This window comes from Nonomuraea fastidiosa (genome assembly GCF_042751225.1).
GTDB lineage: Bacteria > Actinomycetota > Actinomycetes > Streptosporangiales > Streptosporangiaceae > Nonomuraea > Nonomuraea fastidiosa.
Map to the genome: position 1 here is coordinate 7,309,674 of NZ_CP170570.1, position 18,971 is coordinate 7,328,644.

The following is an 18,971-nucleotide window of genomic DNA, read 5'->3' on the forward strand; positions in this document are numbered from 1 at the left end:
CTCCTCACACGTTGCCGGCCACGCGCTCGTGACCCGGGATCTCCACGACGACGTTGGTGGACTTGATCACCGCGTCGGCCACCACACCCGGCTCCAGCCCCAGCTCGTCGGCGGCCTGACGGCTCATCAGCGACACCACCCTGAACGGCCCGGCGGCGATCTCCACCTGCGCCATCACCGCGTCGCGCACCACGTCGGTCACGATCCCCCGGAAGCGGTTGCGCGCCGACGAACGGCCGCCGCCCTCGCTCTCCCCGACCTGGGAGCGCGCGAAGGCCGCCAGATCGGCGCCGCCGACCCGCCGATGACCGTGCTCGTCGCGCTCGGCCCGCAGCCGGCCCGCGTCCACCCAGCGGCGGACGGTGTCGGCGCTTACCCCGAGCAGCGCCGCCGCCTCGCTGATCCGAAACGTCGTCACAAGCCCCACTCTATGTCCGCATCTGCAAGCCTGACCACTCTCCTTTCCCCGCAGAAGCGGTGGGAACCCTCACTTCGGCTTGGTATCTACGAGATCACGCACGCGCGCGGGGGCGTGACCCGGGAGGCGGCGGCTTCGAGGAGCCGTGGAGCGAGGGCGGCGGCCTGGGCGCGGATCTCGGGGACGGCGGTCGTCTCGTACAGGGTGCCGCGCAGCAGCGGGCCCAGCGCGAACAGGCGATCGCTCGGCCGCCCGGACGCGTCCAGCACCGCGCCGTCAGCAGCGGCGTCCAGGCCGAGCATGAGCGGGTCGGGGCGGGCCTGACCGGCGTTGATGAGGCTCGCGATGAACGGGTCGGAGGTGACGTCGGGCGACGGCCCGGTGGCGTTGACCAGCCAGCCGACGTCCAAGCCGGTGATGGCGCCGTCCAGGTCGGCGTGGACGCGCAGCCCGCTCACGGCGGGCCCGGCCGTGGTCGGGCCCGCGGCGGGCTCGGCGCCGATCAGGGTGCCGCGCAGCAGCCGCAACCGCCCGCTCGCGCGCAGCTCGTCGAGGGCGGCGGCGGACGCGGGCGGGATGCGGTGCCGGTGGACCTCCCAGTAGCGGGCCACCCGCCGCAGGAACAGCCGCCGCTCATCCGGGGCGAGCCGCCGCCACAGATCCTGTACGTGCGGCCGCAGCCCCTCCATCACGCCCTGCCAGTCGCCGCCGTTCGCCCGGATGGCCCGGCGGACGACGGCGAGCAGCTCCGCCACCCGCAGCGGGCCGCCGGGGACGGCGACGGGGATCGGCAGGGCCGGGCGGATCGGGTGCGCGCGGGGGAGCAGAGCGTGCCGGGACAGCGCGTACACGACGGTGCCGGGGTGCGCCCTGGTCACGGTGAGCGCGACGTCCACCATCGTCAGGCCGGTGCCGAGCACCAGCACGGGCGCGCCGTCGTCGATCGCGGCAAGCGCGCCCGGCGCCCACGGGTCGGCGATGTGGCGGGGATGCGCGGCCACGCCGGGCAGCGGGGCGGGGCGGCGGTTGCCCAGCGCGAGGACGACCGCGCCGGCCTCGACCCGCCCGCCGTCGGCGAGGCGTACCGCGTGGTCGGCGTCGAGCGAGGCGGCGGTCGCGGTGACGCGGTGCAGCGGGCGCTCGGGCGGGTCCTCCGCATCGGCCAGCACCTCGCGCAGGTAGCGGCCGTAGAGGGCGCGCGGCAGGTAGTCGTAGGCGTGCACCCCCGCCGAACGCGCCCAGTCGCGCAGGTGATCAGGATCGTCGTCGAAGGCGCTCATGCGCTCGACCCGGGTGTTGAGCAGGTGGTGCGGATCGGTGGTCGAGTAGGCCTGGCCGAGCGCGTGCCAGGCCGCCCTGGTCGATCAGGGTGACCGCCAGCGGCGTGGCGGTGGCGCGGGCGAGTCGCAGCAGGTGGATCGCGGTCAGGGCGCCGCTCGCGCCGCCCCCGACGATGGCGACCGAAGGTAGGACCATAAACCCACTATAGCTGTAGGATATATAGGATATTTGAGACTGCGATGCGCTATCCGTACGTTTTGTACGGCCCGCCTCACGGAAAGTCCGGGGAACTCTCGAACGCCCTGCGGATAAAGACGATCGTGAGCACCATCGCAGAACGGGAGCCCGTCGTGACGGACCGTCCCTGAGCGCCCATCCGCCGCCGGCGGCCGGACGAGCGGGAACGATGGAGGCCCGCGACGACTCCTCGATCATCCGAGCCTCGCTGCGCACGCCCGAGTGCTTCGCGGAGCTGTTCGACCGGCACGCCGCCACCCTGCACCGCTACGTCGTGCGGCGGCTCGGCCCCGAGCACGCCGAGGACGTGGTGGCCGAGGCGTTCACCAGGGCGTTCGAGACGCGCCACCGCTACGAGTTCGGCCGCGCCGAGGCGCTGCCCTGGCTGTACGGCATCACCACCAACATCATCGGCGTGCACCGCCGCGCCGAGGTGCGCGGACTGCGGGCCCTGGCCAGAACGGGCGAGGACCCCGTGACGGCGGCGTTCGACGACCGGGTGGCCGCCAAGGTCTCCGCCTCGGCGACCCGCCGCAGGCTGGCCGCCGCGCTGGCCAGGCTCGGGCGCGGCGAGCGAGACGTGCTGCTGCTGATCGCCTGGGGCGACCTGACGTACGAGGAGACGGCCAGGGCGCTGGGCGTGCCCGTCGGCACCGTCCGCTCGCGCCTGTCGCGCGCCCGCCGCAAGGTCACAGCCGCCCTGGGCGGCGCCAACCCCGCCGAGACGAGAGAAGAAGACCATGGATGACCTGCGCCTGATCAAGGAACTGCGCTCGGAGGTGACGGAGGCCGGCCCGGACGCCCTGTCCGGCGCGCGGGGGCGGCTGCTGGCCGCGACGGCCCGGGGGACGGCTCCCCGGCGCGCCCCTCGGCCGTGGACCGTGCGCCTCGCCGGCATCGCCGCCGCCGGGCTCGCGGTGGCCGCCGCCGTCATAATCGTGACGAACCAGGCCGTCGCGCCCGTCGCAGAGCCCCGGCACCTCACCTCCGCCAAGGACGTCCTGCTCGTCGCCGCGGACAGCGCGCGGCGCGCACCGCAGGATCCCGCGACCTACTGGCACATCAAGCGGGAGAACGAGGACGGCGCGGTCATCGGCGAGACCTGGACCACGCGCGACGGACAGCGGTGGAGCCGGGGAGAGCCCGGCAACGGAAGAGACCTGATCAAGCTGGACTCCGGCACGTTCCTGCTCGGGACCGCGGGCGACGACGGCCCCCGGCTCACCATGGAAGATCTCGAAACGCTGCCGGCCGAGCCCGAGGCGCTGCGGCGGAAGGTCGTCGAGATGCGGAAGGGCGACGCGGAAGACGGGGGCGATCCCGCGCTGATCCCGCTGCTGTCGCTGGTCGCGGAGCTCCCCGCGCCGGCCGAGGTGCGGGCGGCGGCGTTCCGCGCCCTCGCCGAGCTGCCGGGCGTACGGCGGCTCCGCACGGTCGAGGACGGCGAAGAGCTGCAGTTCCGGAACGGCCTGAGTGACCGCAAGGTGGTCATCGATCCGGACACCTCCCGGGTGGTCCGCACCGACCTGCTTCCGGCGGCCACAGGAGGCATCACGACCTCGGGCGACGGGTTCATCAAGCTGACCGCGGAGTGGACGGACGAAGGTCCGCGGTGAGACGCGGCCCCGCGCATCGGCCGCACGATCGATATGAGGAGAACCATGACGTTAGGCAAGTCGATACTCGCCGTTGTGCTGGCGGGGACGATCGGCGCCACACCCGCACCGGCGCACGCCCAGGCCGCGCCGGGCGCGCAGCCGGAGGCGGTGACGCTGATCACCGGTGACCGCGTCGTGCTCACCGGGCGGGGGCATCGCGTGGAGCCCGGGCCCGGCAGGCAGGCCGCCTTCTTCACGAAGGTGCGCGACGGGCACCTGCACGTGATCCCGTCCGACGCCGCGCCGCTGCTCGCGCAGGGCGTGCTCGACCGGCGGCTGTTCGACGTCACCCAGCTCCTGGCCTGGGGCTACGGTGACGCCGACACCCCCGACATCCCCGTCATCGAGCAGGGCGTCAGCACCGGCTCCCCGCAGGTGCGGCGGCTGTCCGCGCTGGGCATGAACGCGGCCCGCGTACCCAAGAAGAGCGCCACGCAGACCTGGCGGACCCTCACCGGCTCCCGCACGCTGGTGGCGGGCCGCACCAAGCTGTGGCTGGACGGCCGCAGAAGCCCTTACCTGAACGAGAGCGTCAAGCAGGTCGGCGCGCCGCAGGCGTGGCAGCAGGGCTTCGCGGGCAAGGGCGTCAAGGTCGCGGTGCTCGACACCGGATACGACCCCGACCACCCGGACCTGAAGGACGCGGTCGTAGCGGAGCGCAACTTCACCAACGATCCGGACATCCGCGACACCAGCGGCCACGGCACGCACGTCGCGTCGATCGTGGCGGGCAGGGGTGAGAAGTACCGCGGCGTGGCCCCCGAGGCGAGCCTGGCCATCGGCAAGGTGGGCACGATCGCGGGCATCACCGAATCCGCCGCGCTCGCCGGCCTGGAGTGGGCCGCCATCGAGGTCAAGGCCAGGGTCGTCAACCTGAGCTGGGGCGGCCCGGACGGTCCTGAGCAGGATCCGGTGGAGCAGGCGGTCACCACGCTCTCGGAACGGACCGGCACGCTGTTCGTCGCGGCGACGGGGAACAGCGTGCAGACCAGCGTGGGCAGTCCCAGCAGCACCGATGCGGCGCTCGCCGTGGGAGCGGTGGACAAGCAGGGCCGGATGACCGGGTACTCCAGCCGGGGGCCGCGCACGGGCGACCACGCGATCAAACCCGACGTGACCGCGCCGGGAGAGGAGATCACAGCCGCCGTCCCCGGAGGCGATCACGAAGTGATGGGCGGCACCTCGATGGCCGCCCCGCACGTGACGGGAGCGGCGGCCATCCTCGCCCAGCGCCACCCGGACTGGACCGGCGCCCAGCTCAAGGCCGCGCTCATCGGCAGCGCCGCCCCCGTTGAGGACGCGACCCCGTACGATCAGGGCACGGGAACGATCGACCTGGTGCGCGCGCTGCGCCAGCAGGTCGTGGCCGAGCAGCCCAACGTGTGGGCTGCCTTCCCGTGGAACGAGAGCGGCGACCGTACGGCGGCCAAGACCATCACCTACGCCAACTCGGGCGACACGCCGGTCACCCTCGAGCTGTCGGCCGACGGTGAGGTCCTGAAGCTGTCGTCCGAGCAGGTCACGGTCCCCGCCGGTGGCGAGGCGTCGGTGACGCTCACCATCGACGCGCGCGGCAAGGCTCCGGGCGACTACCCGGGCACGGTCACCGCCAGGTCGGGCGAGACGGTGGTCCGCACGCTGGCCGGCGCGTACGTGGAGCCGGAGTCGTACGACGTCACCGTCAACGTCGTGAGCAGGCAGGGCGAGCCGATCGACCCCGCCGATGCCGAGGTCTACGACGCCGAGACGGGGGCCGTCCATGTGCTGGCCTTCAGGAACGGGACGGCCACGGTGCGCCTGCCCGAGGGCGACTGGAACCTGTACACCGCCACCTTCGAGAAGGTGGACGGGACAGTGACCGAGACGTTCGCCGATCGCCCGCTGAAGGTCGACGGCGGGGATCAGCGGATCACCGTGGACCACCGCAAGAGCAAGCCGACGCAGGTCACCGTGGACGACCCGGGCGCCCAGCTCACCAGGGAAACCAACCTCGGGCTGGAGCACGGCGCCTGGGGCAATTGGTCGTCGAGCAACCTCGATGCCAACTCCGAGACGTTCGTCGTACCCGCCGCGTCCCCGGGGCTGACCTACACGCTGGGGACCACATGGCTGAGCAAGGACGTCTCACCCAGCCCGTACGTCTACACCCTCGTCGACCGGCGCACCGGCGGCATCCCCGACGATCCCACCTATCACGCCGAGCGAGAGGACCTGGCCAAGGTCACCGCGACCTACCGGGCCTCGGGAACGCCCGGCACCGGTATCGCCTCGGTCCAGCTGACCGGGTCGGGGCCGCTGGGAGCCATGGTGGTCTCGTTGGTCCGCGGCATCGAGCTGCCGGGTAGGCTCGTCCACTACCGGACCCCCGGCCTGCCCTACGCCGGCACCTTCGGGACCGGCACGGGGCTGATCTCCGCCGACAGCGGGACCGCGGAGCCGGGAAGCCACACGACGGAGGTCTGGAACGCCGCCGTCACCGGCCCGTCGTTCCGCACGACGGCCGGCGAGCGCACCGGCGACGAGCTGAGCTTTCCCGCGACCGGGATGTTCGCCGACGGGCGGCCCGGCAGCACCGGCACCGACTCCGCCGCCACCGGCACCGCCACCCTCACCAGGGACGGCGAGACGCTGGCCACCGCCGACCTCGCGGCGTGCCACGTGCCCCGGCCGGAGCGCTGCGAGCTGCGCGCCGACCTGCCCGCAGGATCCGGCGACTACACGCTGACCGCGTCGCTGCGCCGGGAGGCTCCGCTCTCCACGGAGGTGACGTCGGCCTGGACGTTCTCCTCCGCGACCACCACCGAGCGGCGGGCGCTGCCGCTGATGGCCGTCCGCTACAGCCCCGAGGGCCTGGACGACTTCAACCGCGCCGAGCCGGGCGCCACCACCCGGCTGCCCGTGTGGGTCGAGCGCAACCCCGGCGCGGCGGAGGCGGAGGTGAGGGAGATCCGGCTGGAGATGTCCGCCGACGACGGCGCCACCTGGAGCGTTGTGCCCGTCACCCGGACGGACTCCGGCTGGGCCGCCTCGCTGGCGAACCCCGCCGAAGCCGGGTTCGTCTCCCTTCGCGCGACGGTCACCGACGCCGACGGCAACGGCGTTACCCAGACGGTCATCCGCGCGTACGCCGTGGGCTGACGGCTGAGACGGGCCGGCGCACGCGGCGCCGACCAGGCCGGCGATGAGGGCCTGTACGGCGGTGAGGGCCCGTGCGGCGCCGGCCGGGGCGGCGGTGAGGACGCGTGCGGCGCTGGCCAGGACGGCGGTGAGGACGCGCGCGGCGTCCTCACCGCCGCCCCTTGCCGTCGCGCCGGTGCAGGCGGGCGTTGACGCGCAACAGGCCGGGCACCAGCAGATACACCACCGCGGGCACCACGATCGCGGTCACCACCAGCGTGCGCAGCGCCATCGGCAGCGGCGAGATCACCGGCCCGAGCAGCAGCTGCACCAGCATGAGCATCGCGTAGACCGCGAACCAGGTGATCAGCGCGCGACGGTGCACGGACGGAGCGGCAGGCATGGTTCATCCCTTCGACGACTCAAATCCAACTTGTCAGTTGGAGTTTAGGCACGGCAATCTCCAACTGTCGAGTTGGATTTTTGGCTATGCTGGCTGACATGGCATGGAACACGGCCCGTACGCGGCAGTTGCTGCTGGACGCGGCGATCGACGAGTTCGCCGAGTACGGCCCCGAGGCCGCCAGGCTCGACCGCATCGCCGCCACCGCCGGCGTCAACAAGGAGCGCATCTACCAGTACTTCGGCAACAAGGAGCAGCTCTTCGGCGCCGTGCTGAGCTGGAGCCTGGAGCGGCTGGCCGAAGCCGTGCCGCTGGAAGGGCCGCTCGCCGCGAACCTGCCGGAGTACGCGGGCCGCGTCTTCGACTACCACCGCGAGCACCCGCAGTTCATCAGGCTGCTGTACTGGGAGGGCCTGCATCGCGGCGGCGACCCCATCGCCGCCAGGGAGGAGCGGGCCAAGCGCTACGCCGACAAGCTCGCCGCGCTGGCCGCCGCGCAGAAGAAGGGCGCGGTCCCGTCGGAGTTCGCGCCGGGCGAGCTGCTCTACGCGGTGATCGCGCTGGCCGGATGGTGGTACGCCACCCCGCCGCTCGCCCAGATGATCATGGGCGATGACGTCGAGAACGCCCGCGAGACCCTGGTCAGGGTGGTGGCCAAGCTGGTCTCCTGACCATCGCCGCTCTCGTCACCGGCGGCTCTGGAGCCGCAACGGCGGTGCGCGCGCCGCTCACCCGCCGCCCGGCGGCTGATCAGCCGGAGCGATGGCACCAGCGTCCCGCCGACGGGAGCACGGCCAGAACGGCAGCCGTGGCGGCCGCCACGGCTGTCAGCGGGGAGGCGATGAAGACGAGCTTGGGCATGGTCCCTTCGAGGGTCGGCACCCCGCCCATCGCCAGGTATTGCCCGATGGCGCTCAGGCCGTGCAGCGCCGTCGTGCCGCCGGCCGCGAAGATCATCCAGCGGCCGGCGTTGTTTCGCCGGGTGAGAAGAAGCGCACCTGTGGCCAGCATGACGGCCTCCACAACGGTCAGGATCAGGTCGCCCATGAGCAATCCGAACCACGGGGTGGTGTGCTCGAGGCGTTTGGCCAGTTCGAGGCTCATGGCCAGCAGGCCAGGCAGGCAGAGGAGCGCCAGGGCCGTCGCGGCCCGTGCGATGCCGGCCGCGCGATGGTCGGGTGCCGGATGGGTACCGCCGGCAGCGGACGGCTCTCGTACGGGCTCGGTGCGATCGGCGGTCTGGCGACGGCGATGACCCGGGTCAGGTGCTGGTGCGGCGCGCTGCGGTCGGAAGGCGCCAGCCCCGGCATACGGCCGATCGGCCGTGACGCCGCCCGCAACAGCGCCGCCGGGTTCGACACGGGTGCGCCCGGGCGGCTGGGGGTCCGAGCGGATCGCCTCGCGCATCATGGCGCCGCGTTCGGCGATCATCGCGGTCACGTCCGGCGGCAGCCAGGCGGCGGTGGTGAAGCCGTCCACGTGCGGCGCGAGATGATCGAGGACGTCGTCCAGGGCCGGCCGCTCGGCCGGGTTCTTGGCCAGGCAGGAGCGGAGCAGGGGCACGAGGTCGTCGGGCACTCCGGCGAGGTCCGGCTCCTGGTGCACGACCCGGTAGACCACGAGGTCGGGACGCCCGCCACCGAACGGCCCGGTGCCCCTGGCGGCGTACGCGAGGACGCAGCCGAGCGAGAAGACGTCACTCTCGGGACCGGCCCTGCCGCCCGTGGCCTGCTCCGGGGACATGAACCCGGGAGTGCCGATGACGGACGTGGACAGGTGGACGGTGTCGAGCGCCTTGGCGATGCCGAAGTCGATGACGCGGGGCCCGTCATCGGCGAGGATCACGTTGCGGTGGGTGAGGTCCCGATGCACCAGTCCGTAGGCGTGGATCGCGGACAGCCCTTCGGCCAGGCCGGCACCCAGCAAGCGGACGGCGGGCGGCGGCAGGGGTCCGTGCGTTCCGACGGCTTCGGCCAGGGAGGGGCCCGGGATGTAGGCGGTGGCCAGCCATGGCGGGTCGGCGCTCGTGTCGGCGTCGACCACCTGGGCGGTGTAGAAGCCGCCGACCTGCCTGGCGGCGGCGACCTCGGCCGCGAAACGGCGCCGGAACTCCGAATCCCCGGCGAGTTCGCGGTGCACCACCTTGACCGCGACCGCGCGACCTCCCCGCGATCTGCCCAGATAGACGTGGCCCATCCCGCCGCTGCCCAGTTCCCTGATCAGCCGGTACGGCCCGATCTGCCGCAGGTCGCCATCCCGCATGAGATCCATCGGCCCATGGTGCCGTAAACCCGGGAGCCGCGTCCCGCCACTGCGCGAATTGCTCATGAGGTAGAACGTTCGGTCTTGACGAAGTGGGCGGATACCGACAGGATGAGACCGAACGTTCTACCTCTTAATGGTGACGTCCTGCCGCGTGGAGACGTCACAGCCGCTTCACCCCGAAGCGCACAAGACCCGAAAGGCCGCATCATGCGAACCCATGTCCTTCGCCGCGCCGCGCCGCGCTCGCCATCGGCACGGCCGCCCTGCTCGGCGCCACCACGCCCGGCGCGGCGATGGCTGAGAACGCGAAGCCGACCGTGGTCCTCGTGCACGGGGCGTGGGCGGAGTCGTCGAGCTGGTCGGCGGTGATGGAGCGCCTGCGCAAAGACGGTTATCCGGTACGCGCCATCGCCAACCCGCTGCGCGGCCTCACCAGCGACACCGCGTACGTCTCCAGCTGCCTGGCCACGATCGACGGCCCGATGGTCCTGGTCGGCCACTCGTACGGCGGCGCCGTGATCACCAACTCCGCCGTCTCCGACCCCGACGTCAAGGCCCTCGTGTACGTCGCCGGCTTCATCCCCGCCACGGGCGAGACGGTGGGGGACCTGGCGGCCAAGTCGTCGCCGCCCATCCCGCTGGTCACCACCGAGGTCCCCGGCGGTGCGGAGGTCTCCATCGACCCGGCGCACTTCCGTGAGTCGTTCGCCGGAGACGTCGACAGGACCACCGCGGCCGACCTCGCCGCGGTTCAGCGGCCCGCCGGCACCAAGGCGGTCACCGACGCGAGCGTGCGGGAGGCGTACCGCACCATCCCCTCCTGGACCTGATCACCCGCCGGGACAAGGCGATCGCCCCCGACCTGCAGCGTTTCATGTCCAAGCGGGCAGGCGCGCACATCGAGGAGGTCAACGCCTCCCACGCCGTGATGGTCAGCCGTCCCGACGCGGTCACGCGCGTGATCGAGGACGCCGCCCGCGCCACCCGTTGATCGCCATGCTCTCAGCGGACGGTGAACTCCATCCCGCGACGAAGGCCCCATGACCGCACACGAACCACTCGACCGGCTGACCGGCACCCTGCGGCGCACCATCGGCGCGGGCCGCGTGACCACCACAGGCCCGGACTACGAGGCCGCCCGCCACATCGGGAACGGCGCCGCGCAAGCCCGCCCCGCAGTGATCGTCCGCCGCGCCGATCCGGCCAATGCCCAGGCGGCCGTACGGGCCGCGCGGGAGGCGGGCGTGCCGCTGCCGGTGCGCGGCGGCGGCCACGACTGGGCCGGACGTTCGCTCAGCGGCCGGTTCGGGCTCGCCCTGGACAACCTGCTCTCCGCCGGCATGGTGCTCGCCTGCGGCTCCCTCACCGCCGACGCCGAACACGAACCGGACCCGCTGTGGGCTTTGCGCGGCGGTGGCGGGAACTTCGGTGTTGTGACCTCGATGCGCGTCCGGCCGCACGCCGTGCCGGTGCTGCTGTCCGGCATGGTGCTGTTCCCGTGGGAACAGGCCGGGAGCGTGCCGGCCGGGCTGGACGACGTCCTGGCCGCGCGCCCGGACGAGCTGACCGTGCAATCTGGCGTCTTGGCGGGACCGGACGGCAAGCCCCTGATGGTCCTCGCGCCGACCTGGAGCGGCGACGACGCGGCGGCGGGGGAGCGGGCGCTGTCCCGGCTCGACGGCCTCGGTACGCCCTGCACCGCCGAGCACTCAAGACGGCGACCCACTCGGTGTGCCGCCTGCCCGGCCACTGACGCCGCCGTCACGGGGCCGGCGGCTGATCCTCGTTCGCGGTCGTGTTCGCGTTGGAGGCGCTGCGGCGGGCAACCGCTTCCCGGACGCCGGGATCCACCGGCAGGCCGCGGCGGCCGGAGCCTTCCTGGCGTTCGACGGTCCGTCCCGCGCACACCACGGCACCGACTGGCGCCTGCTGGACCGCCTCGCGGCCCTCGCCGACGCCGGCCACGCCCACCAGCTCCTGCTCGGCGCCGACACGGTCACCCCGGCCGCCCGGTCGAGCGCCGACGGTCCGGGCATGCCGTTCCTGCTCAGCGGCCTGCGCCCGCGCATCGGACGGGAGCTGGGATCCGGCCTCGCATCCGCCATCTTCACCGAGAATCCCGCCCGCGCATTCGCAACGCGATGGCGGCGACCCTGACCCGACCTGGGCTGGAAACGTCAGATACACGTCGCGAGCTTCAGGTGGCCGCCGCTGCGGTGCTCGCCGCGACCGTCGTCACCCCGGCGTACGCCGCCAGGAGGCCGAGCGCCCCTGACGTTCACCCGCTCTTCGCGTCTCCGGTGGGTTCGATGCGGATGATGGCCGTGTCGCCGGTGATCCTGAGGACCTGGAGGCTCATGGCGTCGTTGATGGTCGCGGTGATGCCCTTGGCGCAGTCCATGCGGACGCCGCCGCCTCCCCCGAGACCACGGTGCCGCCGCCGTCACAGTTCGAGATGCTGAAACCCATCCCCGTCACCGGCGCGACCATCTCGACCGAGTCGCGGCGGATCGCCTTCACCTCGATCGGCCCGAGGCCGTAGCGTTCCGGCACGACGACGGCGTCCCCTGCGGTGACCTTGATCTCGCACGTTCCGTCAGCGCACGGTCCGGTCAGCGAAGGCGCGGGCGCCGCCGTGTCCGTGGAAGCCGCCGTGTCCGTGGAAGCCGCCGTGTCCGTGGGGGGCGACGCCGCCGAGCCGGAGCCGCCGGCCGCCTGGCCTCCGATGGGGGCGGCGGGGGCGGGGGAAGAACCCGAGGAACACGCGGTGAGGGCGGCGAACATGACGGCTATGGCGACGGCCATGGACGACCTTGTGCGCATCATGATCCCCATCGAACCGCGCCGTTACCGGCGACGTCCACTGGGCGATGCGCGGTTGTTGGCTGAGCGTTACACACGGCCGCGTACCAGCCCGAGATCACCTGTAGGGTGCGCCGGAAGCGAAGGAGTTCCCGACATGTCATCCTCTGCCCCGTTAGCCTGGGCGGCGGCGCCGGCCGCCGCTGCCTACCCCACGTGGGACGCCTGGAGGACCAGGTTCGAGTGGCCCGCGGCGCCGGAACGCATATACGAGGAGTACTACGCGGGGGACGCGGGCGGCTTCGCCGAGGGCTCGGTGCGCTGCGACCCTGGCGCGATCGACCGCTCGCCGTTCCTGCTGGTGCGCGACGACCTCGCCACGCTCGCCGAGGTCGCGACGACGTGGGCCGTTCCCGTGCTCATCGTGCTGTTCGCCCTCGTACGCAGGCGCTCGCCGACGGCTGCACCGCGCGCCGCATGGGCGCTGACGCTGCTCGCCGTCATCCGGCCGCTCTCGGCCGACTACCGGGGTGAGGACGTCTGCTCCGGCTCGCTCCCGCTGTTCACCGCCGACTGGTTCGAGACGGTCTTGGCCGGGTGGGAGCTCGGGGAGCTGTGGCTGCTCGGCGCCGCCCTGCTGGTGCTGCTCGCGTCCGGCGCTGAACGGCGGACGTTCACGCCGGTTCGATCCCTACGGGGACTCCGTTGAGACCGCGGTGCCGCCGGCGTCGTCGAGCACCTTCGCTGAGACACCTCAGTGGTGCTGGGACCCGGTCTCGATCCGGCCGCCGACCTGCTCGCGCAGCCCTTCGAGCAGCTCGGGCGTGGACACGACCGTCCACCGGTCGCCGACCAGGTACGTCCCGCCGTACGGCTGGGCGTGATCGAGCCAGGCGCGCTTGCCCTCGTCGGTGGTGAACGTGACGATCGTGTACCGGCCGCGCTCGGTCTGGCAGGCCGCCTGCTTGAGCTCGTCGGCGTCGATCTGCAGGCGCGCCTTCGGGCAGCCGGCGGTGGCCTTGAGCTTCTTCATGCTCACCCTGGGCAGCTCGGCGGCGGGGGAGGGCTGTGGCTGCGTGCCGCCGCCTGTCATGGATGCGTGCCCCTGATGCTGCATCTGGTGCTGCGGCTGCGGTCGGGCTGCCGCTGCGCCGGCCGCTTGGGGCTGCGGGTTCCCACAGGACGCCAGGCACGCGCCCAGCACGATCGCACCCGCCGAGACGGCCAGCAGGCCCGTGACCCGCATGCGTGCACGGGCGAGTGGTGGCGGTTGCGGTGTGAGCGTCATGGTGGTGTTCCTCCGTTCAGGCGGCTCCGATCGGAGGTACGCGCGCCCGTCCGCACGCGGTTCACGCTCGTGGAAAAGGGTTCGTGCCCGTCATGGACCGCCGGTTAGCATCGCGCGGATGAACACTGATCGTCTGCCGTTGCTGTGGTTGTCGGGCCCGTCGGGCGTCGGGAAGTCGTCGGCCGCGTTCGAGATCTGCGCGCGGCTCGGCCGGGAGGGCGTCAAGGCGGCGTTCGTGGACGCCGACCAGATCGGCCTCATCTACCCCGCGCCGGAGGAGAACACCCACCGGCTCCGCGCCCGCAACCTGGCCGCCCTGTGGGAGGGGTTCCGGGAGGAAGGCGTGGAGTGCCTGGTGCTCGCCGGCTTCGTGGACACCCCGGAGGAGGTGCGGGAGTACACCTCACGGCTGCCCGACGCCGACTTCACCGTGTGCAGGTTGCGGGTCTCGGGGGAGGAGCTGCGGCGGCGCTTCCTCGGGCGGGGCTGGATGCCGGGCCTGGTGGAGCAGGCGGTCGCCGAGGCCGAGGCCCAGGAGCGTTCGGCGTACGCGGACCTGTCCGTGGACACGGGCGGGCTGACGGTGCGGGAGACGGCCCGCCTGATCATGGAACGCGCGGGCCGGCCGCGACGGGTCGCCCCTGTTGTGCGGCCGGGACGTTCTGAGCCAGGCCCGATGGCGGACGGCGAGCCGGTGCCGCTGCTCTGGTTCACGGGAGCGACGGCGGTGGGCAAGTCCACGGTCGCGTACGAGGTGTTCCGGCACATCGTGGAGACCGGCGCGCGGGCGGCGTACGTCGACCTGAAGCAGATCGCCACGCTGCGACCCGCCTCCGGCGACCTGCGGGACCTCAAGGCACGCAACCTCGCGGCGCTGTGGGCGGGCTACCGCGCGGCCGGAGCCACGTACCTGATCGTCTGCGGCGAGGCGGACACCGACGAGACCGTCCGCGACTACACCCGCCGGCTCTCCGACGTGACCCCCACCGTGTGCCGGCTGCACGCCTGCCCGGCCACGCTGCTCGAACGCGTCACGGCCCGCGGCCGGGGCGAGGGACCGACGATCCCCGGCGACGAGCTGAAAGGGCTGGACGAGCCCGCCCTGCGCGAAGCCGCTGCCCGCGCGGCGACGGAGGCGGACGCTCTCGATCGGGCCGATGCGGGGGACCTGCGGATCGGCACCGACGGCCGGCCGGTGGCCGACGTGGTCGCCTCCGTGCTGGCCGGCGTCGGGCTCGCACCGGGGGATGCCCGCGCTTGAGCCGTCCTGTCCGGGGCATTCAGGTGGACCGGCGGCCGGCCCCGGAAGGGCGGCGCCCGCCTGGCCCCGCGGACCAAGCTCAGGCCGGGTGGGCGCCGCCGGCTCGGAGGCCGGAGAGGCTGCGCAGCGAAGGCGATCGAGCCCCGCGGCGCAAACCGGCCGCACGTTACGGTACTGCAGGTGACGGGCGCGTTCCCAGGCCTCGAGAGATGATCACGGCCGTGCGGACGCCCGCCGCCGCGCGGACAGGGGAGCGGCGCCACCGCGCCACACCTGCGTCAAAGAGGGACCGCGCCGGCATCGCCACTCCGCCCGAAGCCGGATCACCGTCGAACTGAGTTGCGCCGAAATCGCACCTGGGCGGATCAGGACGTCTGACGTGGCTTGGGGGCGGGCTCGGGCTCGGTCCAGGACGCGACGAGGTCGAGCAGGCCGGGGAAGCGCGCGTTCAAATCGTCCACACGGACGTGGCTGCGGCGCTCAAGGCCGTACTGACGCTGCCTGATGATGCCGGCCTCGCGCAGGGCCTTGAAGTGATGGGTGAGCGAGGACTTCGGCCGGTCGATGCCGAACCAGCCGCACGTGTGGTCGAAGCTCTCCCGCTCCAGCAAGAGCTTGTTCACGATGCGCAGCCGCAGCGGATCGCTCAGCGCGCTCAGCACCGTCTCAAGGCGCAGGTCGTCGACTGCGGGCTCGGGCAGCGGCTCGGGCAGACCGGCAGGTTCCGGCAGCTTCACGATGGCGGCCAGGGTCGGCTCCTCCCACGAGTTCCTCAGTACGACTCGAATCGTACTGCATGCTATTGTTCGACTTCATTCGTACAAGTTCGACAAAACTCGTACAGGAGAGAGTCGTGTCCGAAACCCAGACCGATCCCGCGCGCCGCCGAACCGGCACCGGCCCGAGACCCGCTCCCACCTGGTGGGTATGGCTGGCCGCCTGGCCGGTCACGGCCGTCTTCGTGCTGTCGAACGTCGCGACACCGCTCTACGCGCTATGGCAGCGGGACATCGGCTTCTCCAAGGGCACGCTCACCGTGGTCTTCGCGTTCTACATCGTCGGCCTGCTCGGCTCGCTGCTCGTCTCCGGTGTGGCCGCCGACCGGCTGGGCCGCAAGCGCGTACTGCTGCCCGCGCTCGGCCTCGCGCTCGCCGCCTGCGCGATCTTCGCGACGGCGCAGAGCGTGGCCGCGCTGTTCGCGGCCCGGCTGTTCACCGGCATCGCCGTCGGCGCCGTGGTCTCGGCCGGCATGGCGGCGGTCAGCGACGTCGCAGGGACGGCCCGCGCGCGGCTCGGCGCGCTGCTCGCCTCCTGCGCCATGGTCTTCGGCGCAGGCCTCGGCCCGCTGCTCGCCGGCGTCCTGTCGGAGACGCTGCCCGCACCGACCGTCACCGTCTTCGCCGTCGAGGCGGCCCTGCTGGCGACCGCCGTCCTCGCCGTCGCCCGCATGCCCCTGCACCGCCCCGCCGCGGTTCGTCAGACGGCGGGGGAGGTCTCGGAGTCCGCCGAGGCCGGTAGGCCGGAGGAGCGGCGGGCCGAACCCGCACGGGGCTCCTGGGTGCGCCTGCCGCGCGTGCCTCAAGGCAACGGCCTGCGGCTGGCCCTCGGCCTCGCCGTGTTCGCCCCTGGCATCACCGCCACCTCGTTCGTTCTGTCGCTCGGCCCCTCGCTGCTGTCCGGCCTGCTGGACACCACCAGCCGCGTCGTTGCCGGAGCCATAGCCTGCGCGATGTTCCTCGCCGCGACCGGGGTCCAGTTCCTCGTGCAGCGTCTCGGCCGCCGCGCCATGCTCGTAGCGGGAGCCGCCGCCATCGCCGCGAGCATGGCCGCCCTGATCGCCGCCGTGCACACCTCGAACGTCCCGGCGCTGCTCGCCGCCGCGTTGCTGGCCGGAGCCGGCCAGGGCCTGGGCCAGCTCGGCGGACTGTCCCTGCTGAACGCCAGCGTCCCGCCCGACCGGCTGGCCGAGGCCAACGCGGCGTTCAACGTCGGCGGCTACCTTCCGGCCGGCACTCTCCCCGTCGCCACCGGCTACCTCAGCGACGCCATCGGCCTGGCGAGCGGCACGACCGCTTTCGGGATCGCTCTGATCACCCTGGCCGTCGCAGGTGGCATCGTGGTCCTCACAACGGGACGCCGAGTCACGGAACCGGCCGGCACGCGTGCACCTGACAGGCATCGCAGAACACACCCACCCCGGTGACCAGCGCGGATTACCAGCACCCCGGCATCCAGAACGACACCGATCCTGCGCCGGGCCCGCCTTCCGGTTCCGGTCCGTTGGGTGCTCTTTTCGCTCGGCGTTAGGTGATCGTCTCGCGAGACGACATGGTCACGTTTTCGTGGTGCGAACCAAACCCCGCGAATGTCGGTCACATAGGGCATAGCGAGGGAGGGCCTTCATGTCCGTCCGAGTGCTCGTCGCCGCGTTCGTGGGTGTGGCGCTGATCACGGCCGGCATTCAGCCGGTGAATGCGAAGGAGCCGGGCACGCCCACCCTGAGCGCGCCGGCCACGGAGTCGGAGCCGTGGGTCAAGCCGGCCGGTACGTCAGGCAAGGTCAACGACAGGGGCCCGTTGCGCCTGGCCTCGTACTCGCTGGTCTTCGACGCCGGCCAAGGGCTCTACGGTTACCTGCGCGAAGGGAAGAAGTTCGTCAAGACGCCGTACCGCGAGGCGGTGGTGGCGCCCGGGCGGCGGTGGGTGGCCGGGATCCCGGGCTACGAGTTGTGGAAGGCGAAGAAAAAGATCGACCTGATCGATCGGCACAGCGGCAGGAAGCACACCATTTCCCTGCCCGCGCCGGCGACGTCGCCCGAGTGGTCGCCGGATGGCCGTACGCTCCTGCTGACCGCGTACAGGAACATCGGTGGCGGCAGCCTGACCGTCATCGGCTTCATCACCCTGAACGTGGCCGATCGCGTTCCCCGCCTGGTCAAGGCAGGGCCCCGCCACATAGTCTCCGGCGGCTGGGAGGCCGGGCGTAACTACCGGTTCTTCTTCGCCGGAGGATCCGACCGGGTGCTCGCCCGGCACGACGACGCGGACGCCTCCTCGCCCAAGAGCCGCCTCGCCGTCTACGACCTGCGGGGAAAACCGCGCAGGTACTACACCGGAGTCGGCGTGCCGGACGAGACGTCGGCGTCGCACGTGTTCTCGCCGTCCGGGCGGCTGTTCGCCACCATGGTCTGTGACGACGACCTCAGGTGCGCGATCTGGATCGTCGAGACGTCGACGGGCAAGATCGTGCGCCGGATCGGCGGCAAGGGCCTTCGCGCATTCATCGACTGGTACGACGACGAGCACATCATCGTGCAGCGGGAACGCGGCCGAACCCACCTGTTCCAGCGCGTCGATCTTGCGGGCCGAGGCGGTGTCGACCTGATCAGGGAGAAGCTCACCGCCAACGTGGCCGGCTACGACCCGCATCTGGAACGGGTCCACTTCGTACGCCCGGCATAGTGCTCCAGCCGTGTCCACCTCGTCTGCGGCGGTGTGTGCGGAAGCGGTGTGCATGATCGGCGCCGATCCGCAAGGGCGCCGGGATGCGTTGTCTCGCCGTACGCGGTGAGCTGCGGAAATTTCACCGGGAAGTCAGTGGAAGATCCCTTACCGTCACTGAAGTGTGCCTGGTCGATGGATCTCCCGATACATACCTTCCTGGTGTCGGACCATGCATACATCCGGGCGAGGGATGCATGAGCGCGTACGCAGGAAGTTCAGACGAACCCCAGAAGTGGACATGCAGGCTGTTCGGGGGAAGAAGGCGAGCCGAGGAAGCCGTACGGATGGCCGAGGAAGCGCTCAAGGGGACTCAGCGCATCTCGGATGAAATCGCTGAGCGGATGGACACGATGAGAGCCGCGGTGGAGCAGAGGCTCGACCGGCTGTCGGTGGACGTCGCTCGGCTCAGCCGGCCTGAGCCGAAGCAGGCATGGAGTGTGGAAGAGGAGCTGGGGCATCTCCTTTTGGAGATCATCAAGGATGGTCATACCCAGATTCATCTGCATAAGAAGCTCGCTGAGTTCGTCACGGAGGAGACCGCGCGAGGGGCGAGTCTGGCCGCCGACGAGGTTCTTAGCGCAAGCCGGGACAAGCCGCTGAAGCCTGGCGTGTTGAATACGTTCAAGCAGCTAGCAGAGGATCCGCTGCATGCGCTCGATCGTCAAGCGAAAAGCGGCCGGCCGAAGGCGGACGCCGGCGGAGCGTAGCCGTGGCAATGGTGCCGGTTCTTCCGCCATC

The 18,971-nt window shown here is 71.9% G+C and carries 18 protein-coding genes and 1 pseudogene; 10 read left to right on the forward strand and 9 right to left on the reverse strand.

Annotated elements, in window-relative coordinates:
- Nucleotides 1–4: 4 nt before the first annotated feature.
- From ACFMQL_RS33475 to ACFMQL_RS33485, 3 genes and pseudogenes are all read right to left on the reverse strand, one after another.
- A complete protein-coding gene (locus ACFMQL_RS33475; RefSeq protein ID WP_378788762.1) occupies nt 5–418 on the reverse strand; it encodes a molybdopterin-binding protein in 414 nt (137 codons plus the stop codon).
- A gap of 86 nt (nt 419–504) precedes the next feature.
- Nucleotides 505–1,743, reverse strand: a pseudogene (locus tag ACFMQL_RS33480) (FAD/NAD(P)-binding protein); the annotation flags it as partial.
- On the reverse strand, nt 1,673–2,134 hold the full coding sequence (locus ACFMQL_RS33485; protein ID WP_378788763.1) for an FAD/NAD(P)-binding protein: 462 nt from the start codon (nt 2,132–2,134) through the stop codon (nt 1,673–1,675). The gene ACFMQL_RS33485 and the pseudogene ACFMQL_RS33480, both read right to left, overlap by 71 nt.
- On the opposite strand from ACFMQL_RS33485, the gene ACFMQL_RS33490 reads away from it, so the two are divergent.
- Genes ACFMQL_RS33490 through ACFMQL_RS33500 form a run of 3 tightly spaced genes read left to right on the forward strand, consistent with a single transcriptional unit; the run spans nt 2,106 to nt 6,732 of the window.
- Nucleotides 2,106–2,684, forward strand: a complete 579-nt coding sequence (locus ACFMQL_RS33490) for an RNA polymerase sigma factor (protein WP_378788765.1) — start codon at nt 2,106–2,108, stop codon at nt 2,682–2,684. The genes ACFMQL_RS33485 and ACFMQL_RS33490 overlap by 29 nt on opposite strands.
- Nucleotides 2,677–3,552: a CU044_5270 family protein gene (locus ACFMQL_RS33495; protein ID WP_364051722.1), complete on the forward strand. Its 876-nt coding sequence runs from the start codon at nt 2,677–2,679 to the stop codon at nt 3,550–3,552. Before ACFMQL_RS33490 ends, ACFMQL_RS33495 begins: the two co-directional genes overlap by 8 nt.
- A gap of 45 nt (nt 3,553–3,597) precedes the next feature.
- Nucleotides 3,598–6,732, forward strand: coding sequence for a S8 family serine peptidase (locus tag ACFMQL_RS33500; protein ID WP_378788767.1), 3,135 nt, complete (start codon nt 3,598–3,600; stop codon nt 6,730–6,732).
- A gap of 148 nt (nt 6,733–6,880) precedes the next feature.
- On the opposite strand, the gene ACFMQL_RS33505 is transcribed toward ACFMQL_RS33500, so the two are convergent.
- A complete protein-coding gene (locus ACFMQL_RS33505) occupies nt 6,881–7,114 on the reverse strand; it encodes a hypothetical protein (protein ID WP_378788769.1) in 234 nt (77 codons plus the stop codon).
- Nucleotides 7,115–7,212: 98 nt separating this feature from the next.
- On the opposite strand from ACFMQL_RS33505, the gene ACFMQL_RS33510 reads away from it, so the two are divergent.
- Nucleotides 7,213–7,785, forward strand: coding sequence for a TetR family transcriptional regulator (locus tag ACFMQL_RS33510; protein WP_378788771.1), 573 nt, complete (start codon nt 7,213–7,215; stop codon nt 7,783–7,785).
- A gap of 79 nt (nt 7,786–7,864) precedes the next feature.
- Here ACFMQL_RS33510 and ACFMQL_RS33515 read toward each other — a convergent pair whose 3' ends face one another.
- Entirely contained in the window at nt 7,865–9,385 is a 1,521-nt protein-coding gene (locus tag ACFMQL_RS33515; RefSeq protein WP_378788773.1) for a serine/threonine-protein kinase, read from the reverse strand.
- Nucleotides 9,386–9,672: 287 nt separating this feature from the next.
- On the opposite strand from ACFMQL_RS33515, the gene ACFMQL_RS33520 reads away from it, so the two are divergent.
- The gene (locus ACFMQL_RS33520; RefSeq protein ID WP_378788774.1) at nt 9,673–10,209 is read left to right on the forward strand and encodes an alpha/beta fold hydrolase; all 537 of its coding nucleotides are present in this window, start codon (nt 9,673–9,675) and stop codon (nt 10,207–10,209) included.
- Between the two features lie 931 nt (nt 10,210–11,140).
- Here the strand turns inward: ACFMQL_RS33520 and ACFMQL_RS33525 are convergent.
- Entirely contained in the window at nt 11,141–11,566 is a 426-nt protein-coding gene (locus ACFMQL_RS33525; RefSeq protein WP_378788776.1) for a hypothetical protein, read from the reverse strand.
- Nucleotides 11,567–11,734: 168 nt separating this feature from the next.
- A complete protein-coding gene (locus ACFMQL_RS33530; protein WP_378788778.1) occupies nt 11,735–12,184 on the reverse strand; it encodes a hypothetical protein in 450 nt (149 codons plus the stop codon).
- A 154-nt stretch (nt 12,185–12,338) separates the two neighbouring features.
- On the opposite strand from ACFMQL_RS33530, the gene ACFMQL_RS33535 reads away from it, so the two are divergent.
- Complete coding sequence (locus ACFMQL_RS33535) at nt 12,339–12,890, forward strand: hypothetical protein (RefSeq protein WP_378788780.1); 552 nt, start codon at nt 12,339–12,341, stop codon at nt 12,888–12,890.
- A 45-nt stretch (nt 12,891–12,935) separates the two neighbouring features.
- On the opposite strand, the gene ACFMQL_RS33540 is transcribed toward ACFMQL_RS33535, so the two are convergent.
- A complete protein-coding gene (locus tag ACFMQL_RS33540; protein WP_378788783.1) occupies nt 12,936–13,274 on the reverse strand; it encodes a hypothetical protein in 339 nt (112 codons plus the stop codon).
- Between the two features lie 313 nt (nt 13,275–13,587).
- Between ACFMQL_RS33540 and ACFMQL_RS33545 the strand changes: the two genes are divergently transcribed.
- Nucleotides 13,588–14,730 (forward strand): AAA family ATPase, encoded by a 1,143-nt coding sequence (locus tag ACFMQL_RS33545; protein WP_378788784.1) that lies wholly within the window; start codon nt 13,588–13,590, stop codon nt 14,728–14,730.
- A 365-nt stretch (nt 14,731–15,095) separates the two neighbouring features.
- On the opposite strand, the gene ACFMQL_RS33550 is transcribed toward ACFMQL_RS33545, so the two are convergent.
- Nucleotides 15,096–15,467 (reverse strand): ArsR family transcriptional regulator, encoded by a 372-nt coding sequence (locus tag ACFMQL_RS33550; protein WP_364051686.1) that lies wholly within the window; start codon nt 15,465–15,467, stop codon nt 15,096–15,098.
- Nucleotides 15,468–15,583: 116 nt separating this feature from the next.
- Here ACFMQL_RS33550 and ACFMQL_RS33555 point away from each other — a divergent pair, with 116 nt between their 5' ends.
- The 3 genes from ACFMQL_RS33555 to ACFMQL_RS33565 all read left to right on the forward strand — a co-directional run bounded on the left by ACFMQL_RS33555 (nt 15,584) and on the right by ACFMQL_RS33565 (nt 18,940).
- Nucleotides 15,584–16,933: an MFS transporter gene (locus tag ACFMQL_RS33555; RefSeq protein WP_364051683.1), complete on the forward strand. Its 1,350-nt coding sequence runs from the start codon at nt 15,584–15,586 to the stop codon at nt 16,931–16,933.
- A gap of 199 nt (nt 16,934–17,132) precedes the next feature.
- A complete protein-coding gene (locus tag ACFMQL_RS33560) occupies nt 17,133–18,191 on the forward strand; it encodes a hypothetical protein (RefSeq protein WP_364051680.1) in 1,059 nt (352 codons plus the stop codon).
- 326 nt (nt 18,192–18,517) lie between these two features.
- Nucleotides 18,518–18,940, forward strand: coding sequence for a hypothetical protein (locus ACFMQL_RS33565; protein WP_378788786.1), 423 nt, complete (start codon nt 18,518–18,520; stop codon nt 18,938–18,940).
- The last annotated feature ends 31 nt before the right edge of the window (nt 18,941–18,971 follow it).